The following is a 25,041-nucleotide window of genomic DNA, read 5'->3' on the forward strand; positions in this document are numbered from 1 at the left end:
CGAATTGGGGTTGGCGCGCTGGTGCGTTCAGCGGTGCTACGCCGTTGACGTGGCCTCGAAGGCGAAAAACCCCGGTTACTGGAACAATTCCAGCAACCGGGGTGCGCTCGGGGTAGTCCTACTTCTTCAGGGACTCCGGAGCGTTGAAGCGCTCACCGTGCTTAGCGGCCAGCTCTTCGGCGCGCTCGACGAAGCCTGCGACACCGCGGCGCTCCGGGTGAGCTGCGGCCGGGTCGATAACAGTGGCGCCGTCGTAGTTCTTAATGAACTGGCGAGTACCACCGGTCCAGGCCGGGTAGCCGATACCGAAGATGGAGCCGATGTTGCCGTCGGCGTCGTGAAGCAGAACGCCCTCGTCGACGCACTTCTGAGTCTCGATGGCCTCGATGAAGAGCATGCGGTCGACCAGCTCCTGCAGGTCGGTGTCCTCCGGAGCGATCGGGGTGATGTTCAGCTCCTCGCGGAGCTCGTTGAACAGGCCCGGCCAGAGACCGGAGCGCTTGCCGTCGACGTACTCGTAAAAGCCCTTGCCCTCGAGCTTGCCCGGGCGCTCGAACTTGTGCAGCATGGCCTCTACCAGAGCCGGCACGCCGCCCTCGTCCAGGGTCTGGCCTGCAGCCTCGGCGGCAGCGCGGGTCTCGCCAGCGATCTTCTCCATGAGCTTGAGGTTCAGCTCGTCGGCAAGCTGGAGCTGCGGTGCCGGGTAACCAGCCTGGCGACCAGCGGCCTCGATGATGGCCGGGTCGTAGCCCTCAGCGACCATGCGCAGGGCCTCGTTGATGACGGTGCCGATGACGCGGGAGGTGTAGAAACCGCGGGAGTCGGTGACAACAATCGGGATCTTGCGGATTGCAACAGCGAAGTCCAGCGAAGCGGCGAGGATAGCCGGGTCGGTGTTGTCGCCGGAGATGATCTCAATCAGCTGCATCTTGTCCACCGGGGAGAAGAAGTGCAGGCCGATGAAGTCCTTCTCACGCTTGACGTGGGAAGCCAGCTCGGTGATCGGAAGGGTGGAGGTGTTGGAGCCCAGGATGCAGGTCTCCGGAACTGCGGCCTCGATCTCGGCGTGAACCTTGTGCTTGAGGTCGGTGTTCTCGAAGACGGCCTCGATGACCAGGTCGACATCGGACAGGTCGTCGTAGGACTCGGTCGGCTTGATGCGGTTCAGCAGCGCTGCGGACTTTTCCTCAGTGGTGCGACCGCGCTTGAGGGCCTTGGCCTCCAGGCCCTCGGAGTAGGCCTTGCCGCGCTCGGCGTTTTCCAGGGAAATGTCCTTCAGGACAACTTCCATGCCGGCCTTTGCGCAAACGTAGGCGATACCTGCGCCCATCATGCCGGCACCAACGACGGCAACCTTCTTGAACTCGCGCTTCGGGTACGGGGTGCCATCAGCCTGCAGTGGACGGGAGCCGCCACCCTGAGCGTGGTTGAGGTCGAAGAAGAACGCCTGCATCATGTTCTTCGACTGGGTGCCGGTGACCAGCTCGGTGAAGTAGCGGGACTCGATACGCAGTGCAGTGTCGATGTCGACCTGAGAGCCCTCGATGGCAGCCTGCATCGCAAGGCGCGGAGCCTTCATCGGGGAGCCCTTGAGCTGCTTGGTCAGGTTTGCCGGGAAGGACGGCAGGTTCATTGCGAACTTAGGAGTCTTCGGGTCGCCGCCCGGAATCTTGAAGCCCTTCTCGTCCCACGGCTGTGCGGCCTTGGCATCTTCGCTGGTCAGCCATGCTCGAGCAGTGTCAATGAGCTGCTCCGGAGCAACAACCTCGTCAACGAGACCAGCTGCGAGGGCCTTGCCTGGGTTCATCTGCGCGCCGGTCAGAATGACCTTCATCAGCGCGTCCTGAATACCCAGCATGCGAACGACGCGGGAGACACCGCCGCCACCCGGCAGGAGACCGAGGGTGACCTCTGGCAGGCCAATCTTGGAACCGCGGGCATCAGCCGCAACGCGGTGGTTAGCAGCCAGCGCGACCTCGAGGCCGCCGCCCAGTGCTGCGCCGTTGATGGCGGCAACAATCGGCACCGGGAGCTTCTCCAGGCGACGCAGGGAGGCCTTCATGTCCTCGACCATGTTGAACATGTCAGCTGCATCGTCCTCAGTGGCCTTGGACATCTGCTTGATGTCGCCACCTGCGAAGAAGGTCTTCTTCGCAGAGGTGATGACGATGCCCTTGATGGAGGTCTCAGAGCCGTCGCCAATTTCGTTTTCCAGGCGCTCCACGGTGGCGCGGATGTCGTCCTGGAAAGTCTTGTTCATGGTGTTGACCGGTGCATTCGGGTCATCCATGGTGAGGGTGACGATTCCGGCGTCGTCCTGATCCCACCGGAACATGTTATCTGTGCTCATAAATCAGTCAGTCCTTTGTGGTTATCGCGGTGTGGCCGCGGTAATTGTCGCTGTGAGTTTCGTTCCGGTTTGCTTTAGACGCGCTCGATGATGGTTGCAACACCCATGCCGCCAGCCACGCAGAGCGAAATGAGGGCGTAGCGGCCACCGGTGCGGTGCAGCTCATCGATTGCGGCGCCGGTGATCATGGCACCGGTTGCCCCCAGCGGGTGACCCATGGCCATCGCGCCGCCGTTGATGTTGAGCTTCTCGTAGTCGATGCCCAGGTTCTGCTGAGCATGCTTGACGACGGCGGCAAACGCCTCGTTGATTTCCCACACGTCGATATCGTCGACCGTCAGGTTGGCCTTGGCCAGAGCCTCGCGGACGGCTGGCTCGATACCGGTGAGCATGATGGTCGGTTCGACACCATTGACGGCGGTGGCGACAACGCGTGCGCGCGGGGTCAGCCCCATGTCTGCGCCAGCCTTCTCAGAACCAACCAGGGTCAGTGCAGCGCCATCGACGATGCCGGAGGAGTTACCTGCGTGGTGGACGTGGTTGATGCGCTCGAGCTGCGGGTACTTCTTCAGTGCAACTGCGTCGAAGCCACCCTGCTCACCCATCATGGTGAAGGCTGCGCGCAGGCCGGCCAGGGACTCTGCGGAGACGCCCTCGCGGATGGTCTCATCGCGGTCGAGGATGGTCAGGCCGTTAGCGTCCTTGACCGGGACGACGGAGCGGTCGAAGCGACCCTCAGACCAAGCCGTTGCGGCACGGGCGTGGGAGAGTGCTGCCATTTCGTCGAGGGACTCGCGGTCAAAGCCGTCAAGCGATGCAATTAGGTCAGCGGAGATACCCTGCGGGACGAAGTCAGTTGCGAACGAGACCTGTGCATCCATTGCCATTGCGCCGCCGTCGGACATCATTGGCACGCGGGACATGGATTCGACGCCACCGGCGAGGACGAGCTCGTCCATGCCGGAGCGGACCTTCTGAGCAGCCAAGTTGATGGCGGAGAGGCCTGAAGCGCAGAAGCGGTTGATCTGGACACCGCCGGTGCGGTACGGCAGACCTGCGGTGAGTGCTGCGGTGCGGGCAATGTCCGCACCCTGGTCGCCGACCGGGCTGACGCAGCCAACGATGAGGTCGCTGATGCGTTCTTCATCCAGCTCCGGGAAGCGGTTGCGAATTTCGTCGATGAGGCCGACGAGAAGTGATACCGGGCGTACCTCGTGGAGGGAGCCGTCCTTCTTGCCCTTGCCGCGCGGGGTGCGAATTGCCTCGTAGATGAAGGCTTCGCCGCCCGGCTGAATGGTGGCGGAAGTCATGTGTTTTTACCTCACAGATTCGTCGTAAAGTGTCGTGCGTCACTCTATAACGAATGCCGGATTGCCGGGGGTGATTTGAGGGGTACTGGGGAGAAAGTTGACTCCCTGTAGTCTCCCACCTGCGGTTATGTGAGAAACCGGGGGTAATTACATAAGTATTTTTAGGTGGCGATTGTGGCTCCTCCAATTCTCCTAGACTTGGCTCATGAGCGACTCCCGCATCGACTACATCGAGTTCCCCGCCTCTTCCGTTGAAGAACTGAACACAGTCCGCGACTTCTTCTCATCCGTTTTCGGCTGGACCTACGCCATGTACGGCGACGACTACGCCGACACTGGAGATTCCGGCACCGCCAGTGGCGTTAACGCCGAGGATCCAACGCGCGCAATCATGCCACTCATCCGGGTGTCGGATCTGGATGCCACATACGAGCAGGTCAAGGCGTCGGGTGGCACAATTACGAAGGAACCGTACGACTTCCCAGGCGGTCGTCGCTTCTACTTCACGACGCCCGCAGGTCACGAGCTCGGCGCGTGGACTCCAGTCGAGCCTGCGTAGTGACGATCCGGCCTGCAGCGATTGCTAGCACTGCATTTCTTGCTATCCCTTCGCTGCCTGACCCCGCTTCCAATACCCCATGAACGACACCTGCTTCCTCGGGACGTGGCATTCCTTCACCAGCAGCCTCCGCATCCGAATCACCGCTGAAGACTCACCTGCAATCCAAAAGTAAGTCCCGGTTAGCCTCGGATTCGGAGATTCGGTGTTGGCCTTGTCTTCGCCGCTGGAATTGGAAATATCTTCACCCGACTGTGAATAGCTTGGGGTCTCCCACACCAGAAAGCTGGGGTCATCCTCGCCCGTCGACGTAGTGGTCGCCGCCGTATTCCCCTCGAGAACGTTTGACAGTGCTTCTTGTGAGACCGGGCTTAGCGCATTGCTGACAAGCTTCACCAGATTGGAGTACAGCAGCTCGCCCGAAGTGTCGTGCTCATCTTCCGCTCGCGCCAGCCACTTCACCGAGACTCCAGATGGCACCTCTAGCTTCTGGGCATCGCTTGTACATGGAACCTCAATAAACACTTCTCCCTGCACTCCCGCTGGCCATTCCTCCAGGGTCTTCGCAATTGCAGGTAAGGCAGTTTCATCTCCAAGCATCACGATGCGACTACTAGCTCCAGGGGCGAATTCGATGCCGCTGCCGGATTCATCATCTCGTGTCGGTGCGATGATGAGCAGCTCATCGCCGATCTGTGCCTTTGAAGCCCATGCAGACGCTGGCCCAGCGGCATCGGGGTGTAGCACGAAATCGATGTCGAGTTCATCGGGAGCGTCGTCTGGCAAGTTGCGCCGAAAAGCGCGGATGGAATACGTGCGGACATAGCCGCGAGTGTCGGGGTCAAGGGTTTTCCAGGTGGCGAACCAATTCTCCTCCGGCAGCTCTGGAAGCTGACCAGCGGCTGGGATAATGACTTTGATACGGAGGTCCCGAATCGTGTCCTTCGGCCCGACATTCTCCACGTCGTGAAGTGTTATGCGCTGAAAGTGCGGGGAAATCTGTTGCGTGCGGGCAACGCGGACGCGGTGTGGCTGGTATCCCATGGGAATCCTTAAATCTGATGAGTTACTTACATCTACTGAGCTAGTACTGGGCTAATTTCGAGTGGTGGCGCCCAATGGGCGTAACCGTGGGTAGCCCTGAGACCGGATCGGTAATAATCAGCGATTCGAGGTCGAACGCCTCCCGGGTCAGCTCTTGTGTGAGCACGTCGACAGGCGCTCCTGCGGAATGCAGTCGTCCGTCGCGCATGGCGACGAGAACATCCGAATACCGAGCAGCCAGGTTGAGGTCGTGCAGCACCATGATGATGGTGGTGCCTCGGCGTTGATTGAGATCAGTTAGTAGATCCAGGACTTCTAGTTGATGTTTTAGATCTAGGTAGGTTGTAGGTTCGTCGAGAAGCAGCACATCGGTTTGTTGTGCGAGTGCCATTGCAATCCACACACGTTGACGCTGGCCGCCGGAGAGCTCTTCGACGCACCGCCCTGCGAGGTCTGCGACTCGGGTAGCTTCCATAGCTTCGGCGACGATGTCGTAGTCGGCTGAACTCCAGCGACCCAGAATTCCCTGGTAGGGGGTTCGACCACGGCCGACTAAGTCTGCGACAGTGATGCCGTCAGGAGCGATAGGGGTCTGCGGAAGCAGCCCGAGCCGCTTTGCCAATTCGCGGGAAGAATAGGAACCTAGCTCCTTGCCGTCCAGCTCGACGGATCCAGCTGATGGCCGAATCAAACGAGCTAGCGTACGTAGAAACGTTGATTTGCCACAACCATTTGGTCCGACAATCGAAGTAATCTTGCCTGCTTCGAATGACAAAGTCAGGTCTTTCACAATGGGTTTTTCCCCATATCCAGAAGTAAGGGACTGAGCATTCAGTTGTGCGGACACGGTGAGTGACTCCTTGGTTTGATGAACAAAGCGCAGCTATCGAGATGTTCTGACGAGCAGATAGATCAAAAAGGGTGCTCCGAGCGCGCCGGTAATAACTCCGACGGGATAACGCGTGCCGAAGAGGTATTGGCCGGCTAAATCTGCGACAAGCACCAAGAATGCTCCAACCAATCCAGATGGCACTATGAGGTTCGCGCCGGGCCTAAAGATTCGCATCGCGATCGGGCCTGCCATGAATGCGACAAATGAGATTGGTCCGGTTGCGGATGTCGCCACTGCGATGAGCATGACGGCGCCGACAATAAGAGCTCCGCGAAGCAGGTTCACGCGCAGTCCGAGTGAGGTGGCGATGTCGTCGCCAAGCTCCAAGATTGATAGCCTGTGCGCGCCAATCAAGAGCAGCGGTGTTACGACAAGAACGGTAATAACCAGCGGTAATCCGCGCTCCCACGAGATGTTATTCAGCGATCCAGTCAACCAACGTGTGGCCGTCGGCAGATCCCACGCGGAAGCCTTCGACAGCACGTAGGTGGTCCATGCCTGCAGCATCGCCGCAATGCCGATTCCCGTCAGGATCAGGCGAGTGCCGGCAAATCCCGATTTCAACGCCAGCAGGTAGGTCAGAGCGGCCACGCTTAACGACGCCATCAGCGCCACCGTTGACACGGCAGTCTGAGAGGCCTGAAACAGCACAATCATGGTCGAACCAGCAGCGGCCGCACCAGCGGAAATACCGATAATGTCCGGTGAGGCTAACTGGTTTCGCAGCATCGTTTGGAAGATTGTTCCTGATACGCCAAACGCGAAGCCGGCGACAATTGCAATCGTGGCGCGTGGTAGGCGTAGCTCTCCCACTGTGAAAGATGCCCCGGGGACGGTGTCACCGCGAATGACGCCGATGACATCGGCAAGGGAATAGAAGGAATCTCCAAGCATGAGACTCAGCAGCCACAGTACGGCCGTAATCGCTGCTAGAACCAATAATGTGAGCGTAAAACGAATTCGGGCGTGACCGCGTTGTTCTTGGATAGCGGTCGCTAATTCGCTGGCCCTATTCTGCGGGCGCGTTTCGGGGGCGAGGTTTGTCATAGTTCCCGCATCCTTGTCTGTCGCACGATCCAAATAAACAGTGGAGCTCCGAGGAAGGGCATGATGATGCCGACAGCAATCTCGGATTGGTCACCGACGAGGCGCCCGACGGTGTCAGCAAGCGTGAGCAATACTGCTCCTGCCAGAGCGCTTGCTGGGATGAGAACGCGGTGGTCGGTTCCAAGGATCATCCGGAGTACGTGGGGGACGATGAGACCGACGAAGGCAATCGGACCGGTGACGGCAGTGGTGGTCCCGCAGAGCAGCACCGCGCCGAGTGTTGCCAGGACTCGCGTGCGGGTTAAGTTGATGCCGAGGCTGGTGGCGACATCATCGCCAAGGGAGAGTGCGTTGAGGCCGCTGCTGGTTAAAAAGACGATGACGAACCCGAGCCCAAGTAACGGGAAAGCGACCGTCAGTGATTCCCACTGCGCACCGCTGACGGAGCCGATTTGCCAGTTGCGGAATTCGTCCATGACATCGGCGCGCGGCAACAAGATGGCGCTGGTCAAGCTAGATAGGGCGGCGGCCGTGGCAGCTCCAGCAAGAGCTAGCTTGAGTGGAGTGGCTCCGCCGTGGCCGATTGATCCCACGCAGTAGACAAACACTGCAGCTGCGAAGGCGCCCATTGACGCAACTAGCATTGTCGGCAGTGTGCGACTGATGTTGAAAAAGGTGATACCGATAACAACTGTTAGAGAAGCGCCAGCAAGAACGCCGAATATTCCGGGGTCCGCAAGCGGGTTTCGAGTAACAGCTTGAAAGGCTACGCCCGAGGTGGCGAGCGCTGCACCCGCGCACAGTGCCAGCACGGTACGCGGAATGCGTGTCCACGCTGCAGCTTCTCCCGCGGTGTCGGTAGCTCCACCTAAGGCGGAAAGCGCCTCGGTGAACGTAATACTGCGTATGCCGAACATAACCGACAGGACCACCGATACCAGTCCAAGTATCAGCAAGAGAACAAATACAGCTGACTTGGTGGTCGTCGAAGGAGGGGGAGTGGACTTTGTTGAAGCAGCATGGACTGAGGTTGGCACTATTACTTCTTCAATCCTTCGTTAAGCGCTGCGAAGTAACGGTCGATGCCCCAAGGGATGGAGAGCGGTGAGGGGTTCGAGGCGGCTCCTAGCGGGCCATCTTCAAGGAAGGCAATGTTGCCGTTCTTCACCGCCGGAATCTTGGAAAGCAGTGGATCCGCCTGCATATCCTTGACGTTTTTTCATCCTCGGCTTTATCGCCCGAGGAGTAGGAGATGATGACATCGACGTCATCGAATTGCTCCGGGTTCTCAGTGGAGACTTCAACCCAGAACTTGTCAGCAGTCTTGGACTGTTCCTCGACGATCTTCGGTGCTGCAAGACCGTGGTTTACAAGGAATCCCATGCGTGGATCTTCGGTGGAGTAGAAACCAAGCTTTGATGGGTCGGAGCTGCCACCGAAGGAGGTAAAGAGTGCTTTCTTGCCCTTGAGGTTCGGGTACTTCTCAAGAGCGTCGGCAATAGTGGTGTCCAAGTTCTCGGACAGCTTCTTGCCCTCATCGGCCTTGCCGATCGCCTTGGAGCTAATCAGAATCATGTCTTCCAATGATGTGCCCCATGCCATGTCGGGGTAGGCAATGACAGGCGCAATCTTGGAGAGCGTGTCGTAGTCCTCCTGAGAAATTCCGGAGTAAGTAGCAAGAATAATGTCAGGCTTTGTGTCTGCGACCTTTTCAAACGGGATGCCGTCGGTTTCATCGAAGAGCACCGGCTTCTTGTCGCCGGAATCTGCGCCGAGTTCCTTCAGCTTGTCTTCAACCCACGGGAGGATGCCATCGCCGTCATCGTCACCGTAGGTGGCCTTGCTCATGCCAACGGGCACTTGTCCCAGAGCAAGCGGTACTTCATGGTTCGCTCAGCCGACAGTCGCGATTCGCTGCGGTGCCTCTTTGATAGTGGTCTCGCCGAACGCGTGCTTGATGGTCACAGGGAGCTGTGTGTTGGCGTCCGAGGCGCTGACACTACTGGCGTTGTTTTCACTGCTCGTGTCGCTGCTTCCGCAGGCTGCCATGGTGAATGCGATGGCTCCGCTGGCCACCGCGATTGTCAGGGTCCTGAAGGTTTTGTTCATGTAGGTCCTTTGTTTGTGCGAAGAGTCTCGTTGAGTACTCCCGAGCCCAGCATTCTACCGAATGTCGGAAACAGTAACAAAGGGCAGGCTATCCTAAAAGCAGGGGTGGTATTGGGGGGCTAGGGTGACGGTTTGCGTTCAGGGGCTCTAAAGGCTTCCTCTATGAACCCCCTACCGCTTCCGCAGCACCAGCACCAGGTTCGACACCGCGAACTCGCGCAGCACCGGCACGTGCACCATCCACCAGGCCCACCACGGGTGGTAGCGAGGGAAAGCGGCCAGCAGCTCGCAGTCGCCGGCCTCCGCGGCAGCGCGCGCCCACTTCAATCCTTCACCGCAACCGACCTTGAACAGGGACTCGCCAAAATAGTTCTTCGGTCGCTTGCCGTGCTTCTTCTCATACATGCGCCGCGCGCGGTCGCCACCCAGGTAATGCGTCATCCCCATCTCGTGGCCGCCGAACGGGCCGTACCAAATGGTGTACGAGTACACGACCAGCCCGCCCGGCTTGGTCACGCGCAGCATTTCCTCGCCCATCGTCCACGGCTCGGGCACGTGCTCGGCGACATTCGACGAGTAGGTGAGGTCAAAGGCGTCATCGCGAAATGGCAGCTCCAGCCCCGATCCGCGTACGGACGACTCCAGCTTGATCCCCGCCGCCGCCATCTCACCCACGTCTGGCTCGCAGGTGTAATACTCCACGCCACGCTGGGCAAATGCGCGGCCAAAGTACCCAGGGCCGCCGCCGACATCAAGAATGCGCTTGCCGCGCAGTGCGGTATTCGTCGTAACGCTTGACGACGCGCCCGTTGTCTCCCCGGCGTCCGCCGACCCCGCCGCACCATCCGCCCCAGCTGCGATGCCTTCTAGGAGACCGATGGTGTCCTCGGCCAGGTGCCCGTAGAAGATATCGGGATCGGTTTGCTCGTATTTGAAGTCGTTGAGCAGCCCGAATGAGCGCGACAGCGTAGCAAAGCTGCGTAGCTCTTTCAGAGCGGGCGGGACGATAAAAGCGGGAAAGCGAAAGCTGGTCACGTCAAACAATCTAATGGACTGGTTGGGTTTGGGAGTATGGATTTGAGCTAAAGCGGCAACGAAAGCCGCGCCGAGCGTTAGGCTCATATTGTTATGAAAATCTTACTGTTGTGTTGGCGCGACACTGGTCATCCCGAAGGTGGAGGTAGTGAGCGCTATTTGGAGCGCGTCGCAGGTTACCTTGCCGACCAAGGTCACACTGTGGTGTTCCGCACGGCCAGCTATGCAGGAGCACCGGCCCTTTCGCGTCGTGACGGCGTGACTTTCTCCCGCGCTGGTGGAGACTTCTCCGTCTACGTGCGCTCCTGGACCGCGATGCTGGGGGCTAGATTTGGCGTGGGGCCAATTGCCAAGGCGCTCGGCGGCAAGCCGGATGTCGTGGTCGATACCCAAAACGGTGTCCCCTTTTTCGCGCGGATTTTCTCCGGCGCGCCGACGGTGCTGCTGACACATCACTGCCACCGTGAACAGTGGCCAGTGGCAGGGCCGATTATTAGCAAGCTTGGGTGGTTCATCGAGTCGCGTCTGTCGCCGATGATTCACCGCCGCTGCCGCTACATCACAGTTTCCGAGCCAAGTGCCGCTGAACTGGTAGAACTTGGAGTGTCGCCGGGGCGCATCGCGGTAATCCGCAATGGTGTGGACCCGATTCCGGAGGAGTTGCAGTCGACCGAAATCATGGCGGACCTATCCGAGTGCGACGGTCCAGCACCGCATTTGGTGACGCTGTCGCGATTGGTTCCGCATAAGCAGATTGAGCACGCCATCGATGTGCTTGCAGATCTTGTACAAGATCGTCCAGGTGCGATTCTCGATGTTATTGGCTCGGGGTGGTGGCACGACAACCTCGTGGAATATGCCCGTGACAAGGGCGTTTCGGACCACGTCGTCTTCCACGGGCAGGTCACCGAGGCGGACAAACACCGCATCCTCTCCAAGGCGTGTCTGCACCTGATGCCTTCTCGCAAGGAGGGTTGGGGGCTCGCCGTCATCGAATCAGCGCAGCACGGCGTGCCGACGGTCGGTTATCGCTCCTCGGCGGGCTTGCGCGATTCGGTCAACGACGGCGAAACTGGCCTGCTGGCCAGCGATGAAGCTGACCTGATTGCCAAGACACGACAGATTCTCGATAACGGCGAACTGCATCGCGCAATGTCCAAGGCCTGCGTCGCCCGTGCCGCGGAATTTGGCTGGGACAAGACCGGTGAGGCAGTTCTGAATGTCTTGGAAAACCCAACACTGGATAAGTTGCTACCTGCGGCGGGGCAGTAGCGCTTCCATTACTCCAGTCAGTAGCCCCGCCAGCAGCCCAGCGAGTAGGCAAAGAGTCCAGATTCCAAAGGCTGTCCACGCAGCTGCATAGGCCCCCTGGCTTGGTTGTGTGGCCGGCTCGATAACGCCGGGGACATGGTATAGCTGCAGGTCAGGTGTTTCATAGACGGGGTCTAACGCTGCCACAATGTCAGCGGAGTCGCCGAAGTTGCCGGGCGAATTCTCCACTAGGACCCAGCCAACGCCTTGGTCTCGAAGACTCTGGAGCGCAGACTCAAGCTCCTCGTGTCTCTTCGCACCACCGAGCAGCGTGCGCTCAACGGTTGTGGCTCCCTCGCCAGACACCGACTGCCCAGAGACAATCAGTTCGCCAGAGCTCACCACCGGAGCGGGCAAAATCTTCGTAGCCGGGTCGAGGACAGGACGCCCATTAATAATGCGGTAAGAACCGGCAGGTAGAACCGCAACGCGATCGTCGTCAAGCGCGACCACACCGGAAACCGCCGACCAGCCTTCCCATGACGGAATGGGGCGGAGTGGAGCGACATCGGCGGGCAGCGTGGGGACAGCGGCGATGATGATGAGCGCGCTGACGCCAGTAGCCAACCACTGGCCGATGTTGGCGGTGGCCCCGCGAGCGCGGCGTGCCAGGTATTCCGCACCGCTTGCGGCGAGGATGACATAGGCGGGGACGGCGAGCGCGATCCACTTTTGCGTATCACGAAGCAGGCCCGCGCCCGGGATGTGCTCCAGCGCCCAACCCATCATCAAAATGCCCGGCGTTGTTGCGGCGAGAGCGACGAGCATGATGGCCGTGGCGCCAGTGATAATCAGCCCCCGCCAGCGCTCTTGCGAATGCCAGGCACGACGGAATCCCAGACCCATAAGCACCAGGAGTGCCAGCACCATAATCGCCGAAAAACCAACCTCGCGCGTCAGTGGCACAGCCTGCTTATTCCAGATGCCACCCAATCCCAACAGGCTGCCGAGCGTGCCGACGTGTGCCTCTGCTCTGGCCGCAAATGCGGCAGCGCCAGCCGCATCGGAGGACCCAGCTGCACTCGGGTTCAGCAAAGATGCCACTAGCCACGGTGAACTGACCGCTACTGTTGTGGCCACAATCCAAGCGCGGTCGCGGCTATTGCGAGCGGTAACAATGCCGGTGATACCAGCCAAAAGGGCACCGGTCGGCGTGAGACCCGCAGCGGCAATTGCGCTGGTGCGCCACAAGGCACTACCCATCTGCGTTGCCAGAACAACTGCCGGAAGCAGCAATACGGCGATGACCAGTGACCACTGTCCCTGGAGCAAACGCTCGACCACAAACGGGTTCCAGAGCAGCATCGTCGGTGCAATCAGCTGGCTGGCTAAGCTCGGAGTCATGGGTACAAGGCCCGCACCGGATGCGCTACTGGTGCCCGAGCCGTGGCGAGTGAACCTGCGGGCGAGCTCAGCAGCTGCAAGACCACCAATCAAACAGGCGCCCACCATGCCGAAGCGCACCCAATGGCTGGCATCCACAAAGTAGCCCAGTGCCCACAGTGCGGTGTCCTGCGGAACAGCTCGTGCCGCAGCGGGGCCGAGTCCCAGGGCCGCGTCGGTAAGCGGTGGGTGATTGGGGATGACCATGTCGCGCAGCAGAAACATCGGTGCCCCAAAGCGACCATCGGCCGGGGCCTTGTGGGGCACAAAGAGCGGCCAGCACACGGCAGCGGTCAGCAGGAGAATCCACGACAACACAAAAACCCAGGCGACTCGCTCCGAATGAGAGTGAGCCGACTGGGTCAGAGTAGTGCGGAAACGTTGTGTCACGTGCCCTATATTAAATTATTTTTCGCTTTCCTCAGTGAAACTTAGGGTAAGCGAGAGCCTGTGGCACCGTAGTTTCGCGTCTTAGGCGGACTTGCTGCGAACACGGAAGCCAATCACGATGAGAACCAGGCCGAGGATACCGAGAATCCACGGTGCGACAGTGCCACCGATAGTCAGCGACTTACGGGCTTCCTTAGCGCGGTCCATCTGGCGGCCCTTGGAGCCTTCGTCCCACTGAGCGGTGTACTTCATCGCGGTACGGTTCTGCTCCTTGGCCTCCTTTTCACGGCCAGCCTTGGAAGCAATTTCTTCCGCTTCCTTGTCGTCCTTGGCGTAGAACATGAACATCTCTTCAGTACCGTTGACGATCACGCCAGAGGTCGGCTCGACGCGGACAGTACGGACGTTGGTGTAGTAACGATCCAGCTCGACGTCGTCGTCACCCTCCAGGCCCCACTTGTGAGCCGGGAAGCTCAGGCGCATGGAAGCCAGCGAGGACTTGTCAGCCTCGGTGAGCTTGCGGCCGTCGCGAGTGAAGTGCTCGGTCAGGGACTCGTAGAGGTTCTGCGGCGGAATGGTCATGGAGTACTTGTAAACCTTGACGCCATCCTGAGTTTCCTCACCGACAAAGTCAATCTCGAAGTTACGCATCGCCTGGACGTCGTAGTACGGGTAGGACTTCTTCTCAGCACCAAACGGGAACTGGTACTGGATGCCCGGACGGGTGAACGTCGGCGGCTTGGTGTCCGAACCACCCTGCGGTGCGTTAATAGCAACGCTGGAGATCGGGTCATCTACCGGGTACGCAGTGCTGCGGTCAACAGTGATGCGGTCGAGGGTCGCATTGATGAGGTTCTTCGGCTCTTCGCGGTCATCGCGCAGCAGAGTGGTACCGACCTGGAGAGTTGCAATCTTGTCGTCAGCCGGCTCCTCAATCTCAACGTGGCGCTTCGACTGCATCGGAGTCTTGTCGTTGATGAAGCAGTGGACCGGGAGATCGCGCTTCTCTTCGTCCGTCTCTGCCTTGCAGCGCGGGTCATTCTTGCGGTTTGGCGTTGGCTCATTCTTGCCCAGCTGGCTGGAGTCCAACAGAGTGCCGTCGCGCACCTCCGTGATGGTATCGCTCACAGTGTCAAGTGGGATGACCCGGAGGCGAGGCACCAGGAAGGTTGGCAGAAGGACGGCAATGACAATCAATGCAGCACCGATAATAATCAGTGCATGTCCGAGAGTTCTCTTCATCAGCGGATAGTCCTTTAACTGTACGTAACTTTCTGCTGCAAAACCTAGCAGGAAGTTAGGAGTTATGTGGTGTGTTTTTTAAAAATAACTTGTCGGGAAAACAAAAGAGTTTTGGAAAAACCGGCCTGAACAGGACTTATTTCATAATAAAATACAAGTGATTTTACTCATTCCGGTATCCGTGTAAGAAAGTACTATGACGTCCAAGGCATATGCGGCAGCGCCAAACGCTGGGCAAGACACAGTGTCGAGCTCTGTGCCGAACTCTACGCCGAACACTGTATCCAGCTCGGGATCCAGCACTGCATCGAGCTCTGCCACCACATTCCGCCCAGGCTTCCTGCCTTCGCTGGAGGGCCTGCGAGCTGTGGCTTCGATGGGCATCATCGGCACGCACGTCGCATTCCAGACCGGGCATGATGTGGGAGCCCTGTGGGAGCGCATCCTCGGCCGCTTCGACTTCTTCGTGGCCGTTTTCTTCGTGCTGTCCGGATTCCTGTTGTGGCGTTCTCACCGCTCGGGTTACGGCGGAATTCCCCGTCGTAAAGCATTGTCCGATGCCGACGGCGGACGGAAGAAGAGCTGGGCGAAGTACTACAAGAAGCGCGTCGCGCGCATTATGCCCGCGTACTGGGTGCTAGTGCTTATTGTGCTCATCGCACTGCCGGTGGGGCGCGGCGCGGATCTCAAGATTTGGCTAACAAATCTGACGCTGACACAGGTGTATTTCTCCGGCTCGCTGCACGGTGGGTTGACGCACCTGTGGTCGTTGTCGGTGGAGGTCGCGTTCTACATCTCGCTGCCGCTGTTTGCCATTGGGCTTAGCCGGTTGGACCCGCATCGCCAGCAGGGGCGCCGCATAGTGGCAATTTCCCTGCTTGCGATCTTGAGCTTCGGCTGGCCCTACCTGCCACTGCCGTACCCAGAAGGCGTTAACCCGCATATTCAGCCGATTGCCTACTTTTCCTGGTTCGCAGCTGGCATGATTCTCGCCGAGCTGGAATCGCTCCAGGGCGTCGATACCGATGCCGCCCGCGCGAAGGTGGAGACCATGCAGCGCTGGGCACGCCGCCGTTCGCTGTGGCTGGCGATCGCCGTTGGTGCGCTGGTTCTGGCTTCCTACCTGGGTCCCGAAGGGCTAGTCGAGCTCACCAACTGGGAATTCACCCGCCGCCTGCTGTGCGGTCTGGTCTTCGGTGCCGCCATCATCGGCCCCTGGACGATAGCGCCGGAGTCTCGCTTCCTTGAACACCCCATCATGCAGGCGCTAGGGCGCTGGTCGTACGGTATCTTCCTCTGGCACGTGGCGATGCTCTCCATTGCATTCCCGCTGCTTGGCGTGAAGCTGTTCACCGGACATCTGCTCAGTGTCACCATTGTCACGGTCGCACTGTCGATTCCGGTGGCCGCCGCCTCCTACGCGCTCGTCGAGGAACCTGCCCGCCGCTTCTTCGCACGCGTCTGGGTCAACCGCTAACGGCTTTTAATCAGCGGTGTTGTCGGTGTCGTCATCAGCACCGCCACCGGAAAGCATCGAGCAGCACGCCACGATCGTCAGCGCCGCCGTCAGCAGTAACTGAAGCGGCCAGCCGGCACCGGCGTAGTCATCCTTTGGCCATGGGTTCGCCGCCAGCACCAAGCCCGCAATCGACATCATCGCAGCAAGCGCCACAATTAGTGCATTTCGCACGTTCAGCCATGGTTTGACGACGTCCCCACGCTTCCGTGCCCAGAAAACCGCACCAAGGGTAGCGGCAACCACCACGAGGGCAACGACCACGCCAGGCCAGCTGGATACCAGGGTCACTGTCGCGGCAGCCGCAATGCCAATAGCCGCCCGCGGCAAGTCATTGCCCAGCGAAGATGCGGGAATCGGGGTGGTGAGAGCGAATCGTCGCCAAGCGAAAGCCAGCCCCACAGCGACCAGTGCGTACACAGCTGCGAGTGCGCCGCCTGCGAGGATTCCAGTACGCCAGGTCTGCTGCGGTGGATAGGTCAGCTCGACTGCACCACCAATTCCAGCCGGAATCGTCCAACCCTGCTGCCAACCAGAGACCGTTACCGGCTTCATGGCGGCACCTCCGACACGAAGCTCGTGGCCGGCATTGACAGAGATTGGCAGCCACACGATGCGATCGTGGTCGGCAGGGTCAATAGGACTGTTCAGGTCGATTGGCGTGGCTTTCTGCTGCTCGGCTGACGGCGCGAAGTAGCCAGTCGAGGTGAGCGATACCCAATCGGACTTGGCATCGATGCGCCATGGCCCCGGCGAGAGCTCAATCTCTTCACCACAGGTCAGCTCGCGGTGATCAGAACCGTCACCTCGTTGGAGGCTGGCCCACGGGTCTCCGATGCTGCTGCGGCAGGTATCAGCATCGACCTTCACCTTTACCGGCTTCGGAACGGTGAACAGGCGCACCAGCGTGCCCTCGTGAATCTCCTGGCCAAAGACCCAACGCTGAGCCAGCGACGAGGAATTCGGTACCACCGGGACACGAACCGGCGTGAGGTCCTCTGCTATATCCTCGGCGGAAAGTCCCGCCTCTTCATCGGAATCGGAGTTGGTGGATTCGAATGCGTCGAAGCCAGTGTCCCGCTTTGGAATCACCAGTCCTAGCTCGGAGATAGCAAACCCCACAGGAGCAATCTTTGCTGTGATGCGCACAGATGTGGTCTTGCCGCCGGGCAGCGGAATGTGGGTCGTCTCACCCGGGACCAACTGTACGGAGCTGGAAGCCGTATCGGTCTGGATGCGCAGTTGCGCCGGAACGCGAGCACCGGTCAGGCTGAGCACTGCGTTATCGGTCGGTTCCTTCCACGACAGCTTGACCCACTCAGCCTGACTCTTGCCTGCCAGGGGTTCCCACCAGGTAGAGGTGTCGCCGTCGAGCATTGCGTTGACCGAGTGGTCAGCCGATGCACCACCGACGTTGTATGGCTCAGAGGCCGACGATGAAACCTCAATTGTGGCGCGACCCGTTGCTGTCTGCGTCAGTGGCAGTCCCGCGACGGGGTAGTCCGGAACGAGGTTGCGGACATATGAGTCCTCGTCTTCGGCCAGGATTGCCGACTCCGCTCCGACGACTTCACCATAGTTGCGGCCGCGGCGTGCGGGAGTGTCGGTGACAGTGCCGGCGTTCTTACCGGACAGGATGCGCACCGGGGCATCGGAATCGACCTCATCAAGCCGCGGGAGCACTTCAGGACCACCGGCGACCAGCGGCACCTGTGTAGTGTCCACCAACCGCGGCGAAAGGGCGTGATTGCGCAGCTCCTTCGGGCCCGCGCCCCAAATCTGGATAGCGGTATGGCCGTCCTCGTCCGTGAACTCCGCCACCTTTTCCATGGTCGGGGAGTCCTGCAGCGTGGAGGTGATGGCGCGCGGCGAATCGCCCCTCGAGGTAACTCTCAAGTCGTGGCGGACCAGCACATAGCCGATGCCATTGTTGCGCAGGGTGGCATCCAGTGCCGGTACCTCACGGCCCCGAGTCAGCGAATTGCGCAGACCGTCGAGGCCGCGAATCGCCTCTGGGGGCACTAGCGGCACGGTATCGCGGACGGCCCAGGGCACGTCGGCAAGCGGCTGGAGCGGTTCGTCGCGAGTATTGCCCCATGTCTGATCAGCAAACGGAGATGACGGCATCACCAGCGTGCGGGTGTCCTCGCCCTGCTCATTCAGCCAGTCGGCCGCTTCGTGCCAGTAGCCCGGAACCTCGGAAAAACCGCCTGCCGGAGCGAGGCGTGCGCTCCACGTAGGTGCGGTGGCACTGGCGATAACCACCAGAACCAGCATCGATGCGATAGCGCGCGGGTGCTTCTCAGGGTGCAGCCACTGCTGCCAGCCAGTGGCTGCTGAATCGCTCGCCGTCTCGTTCTTGTGCTCGTTCGCCGGCTCTCGCCACGGCCATGGCAGCTGGGCTGTCGCATGAGCGAAGCCGATAACAAGTGGCAGGCGCACAATTGTGTCGAATTTGTGCAGGTTGCGTACTGCTGCGAGCGTGGAATCGAGCACCTCTCGAGCCGATTCCCACACCAGCCCGAATGGCTCCGTCCAGGCCGCCACGATGACAAGCCCGATCAGCAGCATCATCAGCCACATCCGACGCAGCGGCAGTGAGCGCATGACCAAGCCAAGCAGACCAATCGCCGCCACAGCCAGAGTGGCGTAAATGAGGATGGGCTCCGCGACCAGAGCATTTCCGCCGACTCGCTCGAAAGAGACAAACGGGGTCCACGAAGTGGAGCCGCGGAGCGTTTCGCCGAGACTCAACCAACGAGTGGTCACGCCGGAGGACTCAATGTAGTCCGTAAACGGTGGCGAGTACTTGCCCAGCAGTAGTAGAGGCACAATCCACCACATGCTGACCGCTGCACACGCAGCCAGCCAACCGCCGAGCATCGCCCACGCACGCCCGCGACGAGGCCCCGTAAAAGCGAAGAAGAGCAGCATTAGACCTGCGGGGATGCAAGCCGCCGCTGTACTGACCGCATTGACCGCGCCAGTGCACAGTACCGCTAGACCGGACAGCAATACGGCGCGGGCAGTCGCGCGCCAGGGCAGTTCCTCGCGCCGGGCCGCGACCCGCAGGAGCGGAAGCAGAATCCACGGTGCCAGCGCTACGGGCCAGGTCTCGGACGAAATCGCGCCCAACGTCGTAATCACCCGCGGCGACAACGAGTACAACAACGCCGCCAGTACGCGAGAGGTATGCGTGCCGACGCTTATAGCTTCAGCCACGCGATATGCGCCGGTAAAAGCCAAGCAGAGAGTAAGACTCCACCACAGCGCCTGGATGATCCAGCCGGGCGCTAATACATCGGGCAGCAAACTGAACAGGGCGAAGAATGCGCCCTGTGGAAAGAGATAGCCATATGCCTGGTTTTGAAGCTGTCCCAGCGGCATGGTGTCTGACCACATGTTGAGCGAGGCGGACAAAAACCCGATGGGGTCTTCTGTCAGGTCGTGCTTTGTGTCAGCGACAGTCTTGCCGGGGGACTGGATGAATGCCAGCAGGCACAGCAAAACCCACCAAGGTACAAGCACGCGCTTACGCGCTCGAACAAAGGTGGGCATAGCGTTAAAGGAGGGTTAGCGTTAAAGACTTAACGCTGACCGTACTCGACACCGCCAAGCAGAGCGTCATCGGTGGAAACAGCCTGTGCTTCCGGAATTCGGTCTTCGGTCAGAGCCTGGCCGATGCCGAAGATAGCGGCACCACCGAGAAGGGCGCCAATGAGCGCCGAGGCCAGGGCAGGGCCAACGCTACGACGCTGCTCGGAATCAGTTTCGTATGCCATGTTGAGGACTCCTCGTGTGCATTAAGTCAATACTGTTTATAAAACTACACTCTGTGACTTCTGTAAACCAGTGGAACAGCTGGGATTCTCTCCCCGCCTTGAATTTTGAGCGGTTTCAGCGGTCATTGAGTTTTCTTAGTTGAGAGATTAACCCATTTTCTATCAGCTAAGTAAGTTTTTAAAAATTTTCTAGAAATTATTCCTTTTCCCCCGGAACGACGAGGACCGGGCGGCCAGCATTCTTCAGCAACGCGTCAGAGGTCGAGGCGGTGAACAGACCACGCAAACCAGTCACACCACGAGTGCCGGAGATAATCACGTCCGCATCGAGGTCGTGAGCTGCATCGACGATGGCCGACCAGATAGTAGTTTCAGTCTCTACCAAGTAGGGCTCCGCGACGAAGCCAGCCTCAGCGGCAATCTGTACACCCTCACGGCAAATACGGACGGCCTCGTCGTGAGCCGGATCGCCGTCTTCAGTCGTGGCATCCCAGTCGGGCTGCATCATGCCAGAGGCGCCAGCAGTGCGCGCTGCAGCGCGCTGCAGGGGTTCCCAGGCAGTCAGAATGTAGGCCTTCTTAACGCGCAGCAGTTTTCCGGCATAGGCCAGCGCCCGCTTGGCTTCGTCGGAGCCGTCGTAGGCAATGAGCATGGAATCAGAAATCGGTTCAACCATTTTTGAGTTCAATCCTTACGTCAGAGATAGCCGAAAGACTGTCAATAGATAAAGAAAAAGAGATGTCGTTGTAGTCCAGGATAGGACAACAGCAACATTCAGCACGCTAGTTTTTTAAGCTTCCCCGAACCAGCGGGCTCGGGTCGGCTAGAGAGTCATTAGCAGGAAGCGGTAACGTCCATTGTTATGGCGATAGAAGAAAAACCAGGGCAACCACAGCCAAAGGCTGCTGGGTCCTCGAAGAATGCCATCGCGCTCAGCGTTCCCGTTCTTGTTATCGCCGTAATCGTCGCGGCGCTGAATTTGCGCCCGAGTATCGCGTCAATTGGTCCGGTGCTTGATCAGCTCCTATCCGACCTTGGCGCTTCCTCCGCCTTTGGTGGTCTGATTACGGCGATTCCGGGGCTCGCATTTTTCGCGATTGGGTTGTCCGCGGTTTCCGTCGGCAAGCGAATGGGCTTAAGCGGTGCACTCACACTGTCTGCGACGTTGCTATTCGTCGGCCTTGCGGTGCGCCCGTGGGTGAGCAGCATCTGGCTATTCCTTCTGTTTACGGCGTTGTCGGTTGCGGGTATTGCGCTGGGAAATGTACTGCTACCTGCGTGGATCAAGGTGCATGGCGGCCGTCATGCCGTCGTGCTGATGATGTTGTACTCGAGCATGCTCGCCCTCGGGGGCGGACTGGGGCCGGCGACGGCGTTTTTGATTAGCGATTCACCCGAAGCGTCCACAGGTGGCGTCGATATGTGGCGCTGGGCGATTGCCGTATGGGCGATCACCGCCTTTGTTCAGCTCGTTGTGTGGTTGCCGCTGCGTGCGCGCATCGGATTCGACTATCCGAAGGCCTCGGTCAGCTCCTCGGCAAACACGCCAATCTGGAAGTCTCCGACAGCCATTGCGCTGGCAGTTTTCTTCGGCGTGCAGTCGATGAACGCTTACGTGCTGATGGGCTGGATGCCGAAAATGCTTATCGACGCAGGCATCAGCGTCAGCGTAGCTACCGCGGCATCCATGATTGTTCAAGGGCTGGGCATCATCGGCGGTCTGCTGATGCCACCGCTGATTGCACGGCTCCGCACCATGTCCTACGTCGCCTTTGGTCTCGGCTGCCTTTTCTTCCTCGGGTACGCGTTGATGATTCTGATCGACCAGCGGGGAGCGGCGGAAACTGGTGTTGGATACGCGATTGGGGCTGCGTTCCTGCTGGGCGTGGGTGGTTTTTGTTTCCCCATGGCTATCGCGCTGATTCCGGGCCGCACGCGCAGCCATGAGCTGACCGCGCGGCTGTCCGGCTTCGTGCAGCCAATCGGCTACATTTTCTCCGCAGTCGGGCCATTCCTGGTGGGTGTGGCCGCTGGAACGACGGAAACGTGGACACCTATTCTGGTCGTACTGCTTGGTACTACGGTCGTGCTTGCAGTGCTTGGGCTGGCTGTCGGTCGGCCAACGTACATTGATGACGAACTGGCCGACCGAGGTATCGGTGAAAAGAAGCCGGGGCGTATTCAGCTCGACTGAATTTAGGGGAGTTAGCTCCACTGCATTTGAACCCGGGCCAACTTAGCTTTGAACCTATGACAAAGAAAAAGAATTTAATCGCGCTGGCCTGGAGTTTTATTCTCGGACTGCTGTTCATTCCGGGTTTGATTGCCTCTGTTGTGCTTCTGCCGTGGATTCCGCTCATCGGCCGAGGTGCCGACTGGCTCTCTCGCTGGGTGGCATCGTGGTCCGGCACCCCGATTGCCAACCGCGTGACCAATCGTTGGTTCGACATCCGCAACTTCGTCAACTTGCTCGTCCAGTTGGCCATTGGCTTTGTCACCTTCACAGCGTGGGTCGGCGGCGGCTTCACTGTCGGTGTGCTCTTCGCTGCACCTTTCCTGGTTGATGAAGTGCAGTTTTTCAGCTGGACTCTGACGGACCCAACACAGAAAATTGCTGTTGCCTGGGTTTTCGCCATCCTCTTTTTGGCGCTGACCATCGCCATCAACTTCGGTGCCGGCCTGCTGTCCATTTGGCTCTCCCGCGTCATCCTCGCACCATCCAGCGAAGAAGTTACCCAATCCCGCGACGTGCTCATTGACTCCTTCTCAGGCGAGCGCCGCCGCATCGAACGCGAGCTTCACGACGGCCCTCAGCAACACCTGACCGCCTTGAAACTCAACATTGCCGCTGCTCGCATGGGTAAGACTGAAGAAGAGGTAGCCGAGGCGCTCACCGCCGCCGATAACAATGCAACGCAGGCGCTTGCACAGCTGCGCTCGGTGGTGCTTGGCATTGCTCCGCCGGTACTGTTTGAAAACGGTCTGGTGGCAGCAGTGGAGGAACTGGCCGCGCACTCCGGAATGCAGGTAGCCGTCCATGAAGATGGTGTCTCCGACTTCGGCCCGCTCGATGAGACCACAGCGTTGCTGGCGTACCACTGTGCAGCGGAAGCGTTGACCAATGCCACCAAACATGGTCACGCCGACAGCGCCGAGATCACTCTTGCGGTTCAGGCTCCAAAGAAGGCGCTCGTGTCCCATCTCGGTACGCTTACGGTCACCGTGCGCGACAATGGCGTAGGCCTGGAAGCACCATCGGGGGCGGACGCTGTAGACCTCGTAAAGCATGACGATGGAACCGGCATTGCAGGCCTGCGGGAACGGGCGGCAGCGCTCGGTGGCACCGTGTCGCTCACCAACGCCGACGGTGGTGCCGAATTGCGGTTGGAACTGCCCGTTCGCCAAGGAAGGACACGATGAAAATACTGCTGGCAGAGGACTCCGTACTCCTGCGCGAGGGGCTAACCGGCCTGCTGCGGGCGCTGGGGCACGAGGTCGTCGCCGTCGGCGATGCGGATCAGCTGCTCGCCACCGCCGAAGGGCAAGCGTTCGATGTCATCGTCACCGATGTCCGGATGCCGCCGAACATGCGTGACGACGGACTGCTCGCGGTCTCCACACTTCGCCAGGACAACCCTGACCAGCCGGTTGTGGTGCTCAGTCAATACGTAGCGGCCAGTTATCTGGATCGCCTGCTGCAGCATGGTGGCTTTGGGTACCTGCTTAAGGAACGCGTCTCGGATGTCGACCACTTCGTCGCAGCACTGGAAGAAGTGCGTGGTGGTGGTACCGTGGTTGACCCTGAAGTGGTCGCAACGCTGCTTACTGCAAAGCAGGACGGCATCGCCGCGCTGACCCCGCGCGAGCGCGAAGTGCTCGACCTGATGGCGCAGGGGCTTAGTAATAAGGAAATGGAAAAGCGCCTGGTGCTGACCGCTGGTGCAGTGAGTAAGCATGTGGCGAATGTGTTTTTAAAGCTCGGCTTCCAGCCGGAGGATAGCAACCGTCGTGTTAAAGCAGTGTTGCGGTGGCTGAGATACACTGCACCGTCGCCGTCGCCGTCGTCGTCGCCGTCGGCTTAGGTTGCGCCCCTGAATCAGCTCCATACCCACGCAAAAGCCCCCGCGCCGACTCCTTCGAAACGGGAGTCGGCGTGGGGATTATGGGTAATTGGTGCTACTCGGATATAAGAAAGGCGAGGGTGGAAGCCTCGTCATCGACGAGACGCAGGCTCCGACCGTGCGGTTGATCTACCAGCTGTTCCTTGATGGGATAGCGATCAGTGAGATTAAAACCGAGCTCGCTGCCCGCAAGATTCTCACCCCGCGCGGGAAAGAAGTGTGGTCAACCTCGACAGTGTGCTCCATCCTGTCCAACGAAAAATACAAGGACGACGCCCTGCTGCAAAAGACGTTCACCACCGATTTCCTTACTAAGAAGATGAAGGTCAACGAAGGCGAAGTACCCCAATACTATGTATCAGGTAATCATGAGCCGATTACCGAACCGCGTATCTGGGATCAGATGCAATACGAACTCGCCACCAGGCATGGCAACATATAGTCAGCGAAAGTCGGGTTGTTCTCCACCCGGCTGGAATGTGCTCGGTGTGGGGCGTGGTATGGGCGTAAAACGTGGGCGTCGAACACGAAATGCAAAGACGCAGTTTGGCAATGCAACCATAAATACACAGACGAACATCCCTGCAGCAGCGCGACGGTGAAAGACGAGCAGATCGAAGCGCTGATTGCGGAAAACCAGCGGTGTGCGCTCGACCAGGACGCCTGCCAATCCGCGTACGCCGAACTCGATACTACCTACCGTAAGACGCTCGCACGTAGAACAAGCCTGGAAAAAGATATCGCAGCGAACACAGCCAAGCACGCCGCCATCACCACAACCCTGAATGATCTGACAGGGGAACCTGTGAGCGAGTTTCACCCCGCACAATGGAGCGCACTTATCGACCACGCCATTGTCACCGAGGACGCGATCCGGTTCGTGTTCCGCACCGGTGAACAGGTGAGGATTGCCCTGAAAGGGTGATGTTCGTATCAGTTGACGTGCACAG

Annotated in this window: 20 protein-coding genes and 1 pseudogene; 8 read left to right on the forward strand and 13 right to left on the reverse strand. The window is 59.5% G+C overall.

All coding sequences use genetic code 11. From position 1 onward, the window contains the following. Positions 1-118 precede the first annotated feature (118 nt). Both CHU70_RS02365 and CHU70_RS02370 read right to left on the reverse strand, forming a co-directional pair. Positions 119-2,350: a 3-hydroxyacyl-CoA dehydrogenase NAD-binding domain-containing protein gene (locus CHU70_RS02365; RefSeq protein ID WP_147719430.1), complete on the reverse strand. Its 2,232-nt coding sequence runs from the start codon at positions 2,348-2,350 to the stop codon at positions 119-121. A gap of 74 nt (positions 2,351-2,424) precedes the next feature. Further along, a complete protein-coding gene (locus tag CHU70_RS02370; protein WP_070841187.1) occupies positions 2,425-3,660 on the reverse strand; it encodes an acetyl-CoA C-acetyltransferase in 1,236 nt (411 codons plus the stop codon). Between the two features lie 205 nt (positions 3,661-3,865). Between CHU70_RS02370 and CHU70_RS02375 the strand changes: the two genes are divergently transcribed. Continuing rightward, positions 3,866-4,219, forward strand: coding sequence for a VOC family protein (locus CHU70_RS02375; protein WP_070595687.1), 354 nt, complete (start codon positions 3,866-3,868; stop codon positions 4,217-4,219). 42 nt (positions 4,220-4,261) lie between these two features. On the opposite strand, the gene CHU70_RS02380 is transcribed toward CHU70_RS02375, so the two are convergent. From CHU70_RS02380 to CHU70_RS02405, 6 genes and pseudogenes are all read right to left on the reverse strand, one after another. Beyond that, complete coding sequence (locus CHU70_RS02380; protein WP_147719431.1) at positions 4,262-5,263, reverse strand: siderophore-interacting protein; 1,002 nt, start codon at positions 5,261-5,263, stop codon at positions 4,262-4,264. 40 nt (positions 5,264-5,303) lie between these two features. After that, positions 5,304-6,110, reverse strand: coding sequence for an ABC transporter ATP-binding protein (locus tag CHU70_RS02385; RefSeq protein ID WP_049171770.1), 807 nt, complete (start codon positions 6,108-6,110; stop codon positions 5,304-5,306). 36 nt (positions 6,111-6,146) lie between these two features. Then, positions 6,147-7,202: an iron chelate uptake ABC transporter family permease subunit gene (locus CHU70_RS02390; RefSeq protein WP_049171768.1), complete on the reverse strand. Its 1,056-nt coding sequence runs from the start codon at positions 7,200-7,202 to the stop codon at positions 6,147-6,149. Beyond that, positions 7,199-8,119 (reverse strand): iron ABC transporter permease, encoded by a 921-nt coding sequence (locus CHU70_RS02395; protein WP_070437322.1) that lies wholly within the window; start codon positions 8,117-8,119, stop codon positions 7,199-7,201. The genes CHU70_RS02390 and CHU70_RS02395 overlap by 4 nt, the downstream gene beginning before the upstream one ends. Before the next feature lie 122 nt (positions 8,120-8,241). Beyond that, a pseudogene (locus CHU70_RS02400) lies at positions 8,242-9,311 on the reverse strand (iron-siderophore ABC transporter substrate-binding protein). 171 nt (positions 9,312-9,482) lie between these two features. After that, positions 9,483-10,346, reverse strand: coding sequence for a bifunctional 2-polyprenyl-6-hydroxyphenol methylase/3-demethylubiquinol 3-O-methyltransferase UbiG (locus CHU70_RS02405; RefSeq protein ID WP_242451349.1), 864 nt, complete (start codon positions 10,344-10,346; stop codon positions 9,483-9,485). Between the two features lie 93 nt (positions 10,347-10,439). Here CHU70_RS02405 and CHU70_RS02410 point away from each other — a divergent pair, with 93 nt between their 5' ends. Further along, positions 10,440-11,618: a glycosyltransferase family 4 protein gene (locus CHU70_RS02410; protein WP_147719432.1), complete on the forward strand. Its 1,179-nt coding sequence runs from the start codon at positions 10,440-10,442 to the stop codon at positions 11,616-11,618. On the opposite strand, the gene CHU70_RS02415 is transcribed toward CHU70_RS02410, so the two are convergent. Together CHU70_RS02415 and CHU70_RS02420 are read right to left on the reverse strand one after the other, a co-directional pair. Beyond that, on the reverse strand, positions 11,598-13,430 hold the full coding sequence (locus tag CHU70_RS02415) for a hypothetical protein (RefSeq protein WP_070437232.1): 1,833 nt from the start codon (positions 13,428-13,430) through the stop codon (positions 11,598-11,600). The genes CHU70_RS02410 and CHU70_RS02415 overlap by 21 nt on opposite strands. An 81-nt stretch (positions 13,431-13,511) precedes the next feature. Continuing rightward, entirely contained in the window at positions 13,512-14,672 is a 1,161-nt protein-coding gene (locus CHU70_RS02420; protein WP_048734381.1) for a DUF3068 domain-containing protein, read from the reverse strand. A gap of 196 nt (positions 14,673-14,868) precedes the next feature. Between CHU70_RS02420 and CHU70_RS02425 the strand changes: the two genes are divergently transcribed. After that, positions 14,869-16,149 (forward strand): acyltransferase, encoded by a 1,281-nt coding sequence (locus tag CHU70_RS02425; protein WP_049171762.1) that lies wholly within the window; start codon positions 14,869-14,871, stop codon positions 16,147-16,149. A 6-nt stretch (positions 16,150-16,155) separates the two neighbouring features. On the opposite strand, the gene CHU70_RS02430 is transcribed toward CHU70_RS02425, so the two are convergent. The 3 genes from CHU70_RS02430 to CHU70_RS02440 all read right to left on the reverse strand — a co-directional run bounded on the left by CHU70_RS02430 (position 16,156) and on the right by CHU70_RS02440 (position 20,646). After that, positions 16,156-19,746, reverse strand: a complete 3,591-nt coding sequence (locus tag CHU70_RS02430; RefSeq protein ID WP_147719433.1) for an alpha-(1->3)-arabinofuranosyltransferase family protein — start codon at positions 19,744-19,746, stop codon at positions 16,156-16,158. 29 nt (positions 19,747-19,775) lie between these two features. Further along, positions 19,776-19,970 carry a DUF2613 domain-containing protein gene (locus CHU70_RS02435; protein ID WP_005510537.1) on the reverse strand — a complete coding sequence of 65 codons (195 nt, stop codon included), beginning with the start codon at positions 19,968-19,970 and terminating at the stop codon, positions 19,776-19,778. Between the two features lie 196 nt (positions 19,971-20,166). Further along, positions 20,167-20,646 (reverse strand): universal stress protein, encoded by a 480-nt coding sequence (locus tag CHU70_RS02440; protein WP_147719434.1) that lies wholly within the window; start codon positions 20,644-20,646, stop codon positions 20,167-20,169. Between the two features lie 186 nt (positions 20,647-20,832). Here CHU70_RS02440 and CHU70_RS02445 point away from each other — a divergent pair, with 186 nt between their 5' ends. The 5 genes from CHU70_RS02445 (at position 20,833) to CHU70_RS11345 (ending at position 25,016) form a co-directional block, all read left to right on the forward strand. Then, on the forward strand, positions 20,833-22,164 hold the full coding sequence (locus CHU70_RS02445; RefSeq protein ID WP_083280580.1) for an MFS transporter: 1,332 nt from the start codon (positions 20,833-20,835) through the stop codon (positions 22,162-22,164). 56 nt (positions 22,165-22,220) lie between these two features. Then, a complete protein-coding gene (locus tag CHU70_RS02450; protein ID WP_070437227.1) occupies positions 22,221-23,390 on the forward strand; it encodes a sensor histidine kinase in 1,170 nt (389 codons plus the stop codon). Beyond that, positions 23,387-24,052, forward strand: coding sequence for a response regulator transcription factor (locus tag CHU70_RS02455; protein WP_070437225.1), 666 nt, complete (start codon positions 23,387-23,389; stop codon positions 24,050-24,052). Before CHU70_RS02450 ends, CHU70_RS02455 begins: the two co-directional genes overlap by 4 nt. 91 nt (positions 24,053-24,143) lie before the next feature. Beyond that, on the forward strand, positions 24,144-24,533 hold the full coding sequence (locus CHU70_RS11335; RefSeq protein WP_070429408.1) for a recombinase family protein: 390 nt from the start codon (positions 24,144-24,146) through the stop codon (positions 24,531-24,533). 15 nt (positions 24,534-24,548) lie between these two features. After that, positions 24,549-25,016 (forward strand): zinc ribbon domain-containing protein, encoded by a 468-nt coding sequence (locus CHU70_RS11345; RefSeq protein ID WP_224433374.1) that lies wholly within the window; start codon positions 24,549-24,551, stop codon positions 25,014-25,016. Positions 25,017-25,041: the final 25 nt, after the last annotated feature.

It is taken from the genome of Corynebacterium sp. LK10, assembly GCF_008042455.1.
GTDB lineage: Bacteria > Actinomycetota > Actinomycetes > Mycobacteriales > Mycobacteriaceae > Corynebacterium > Corynebacterium jeikeium_D.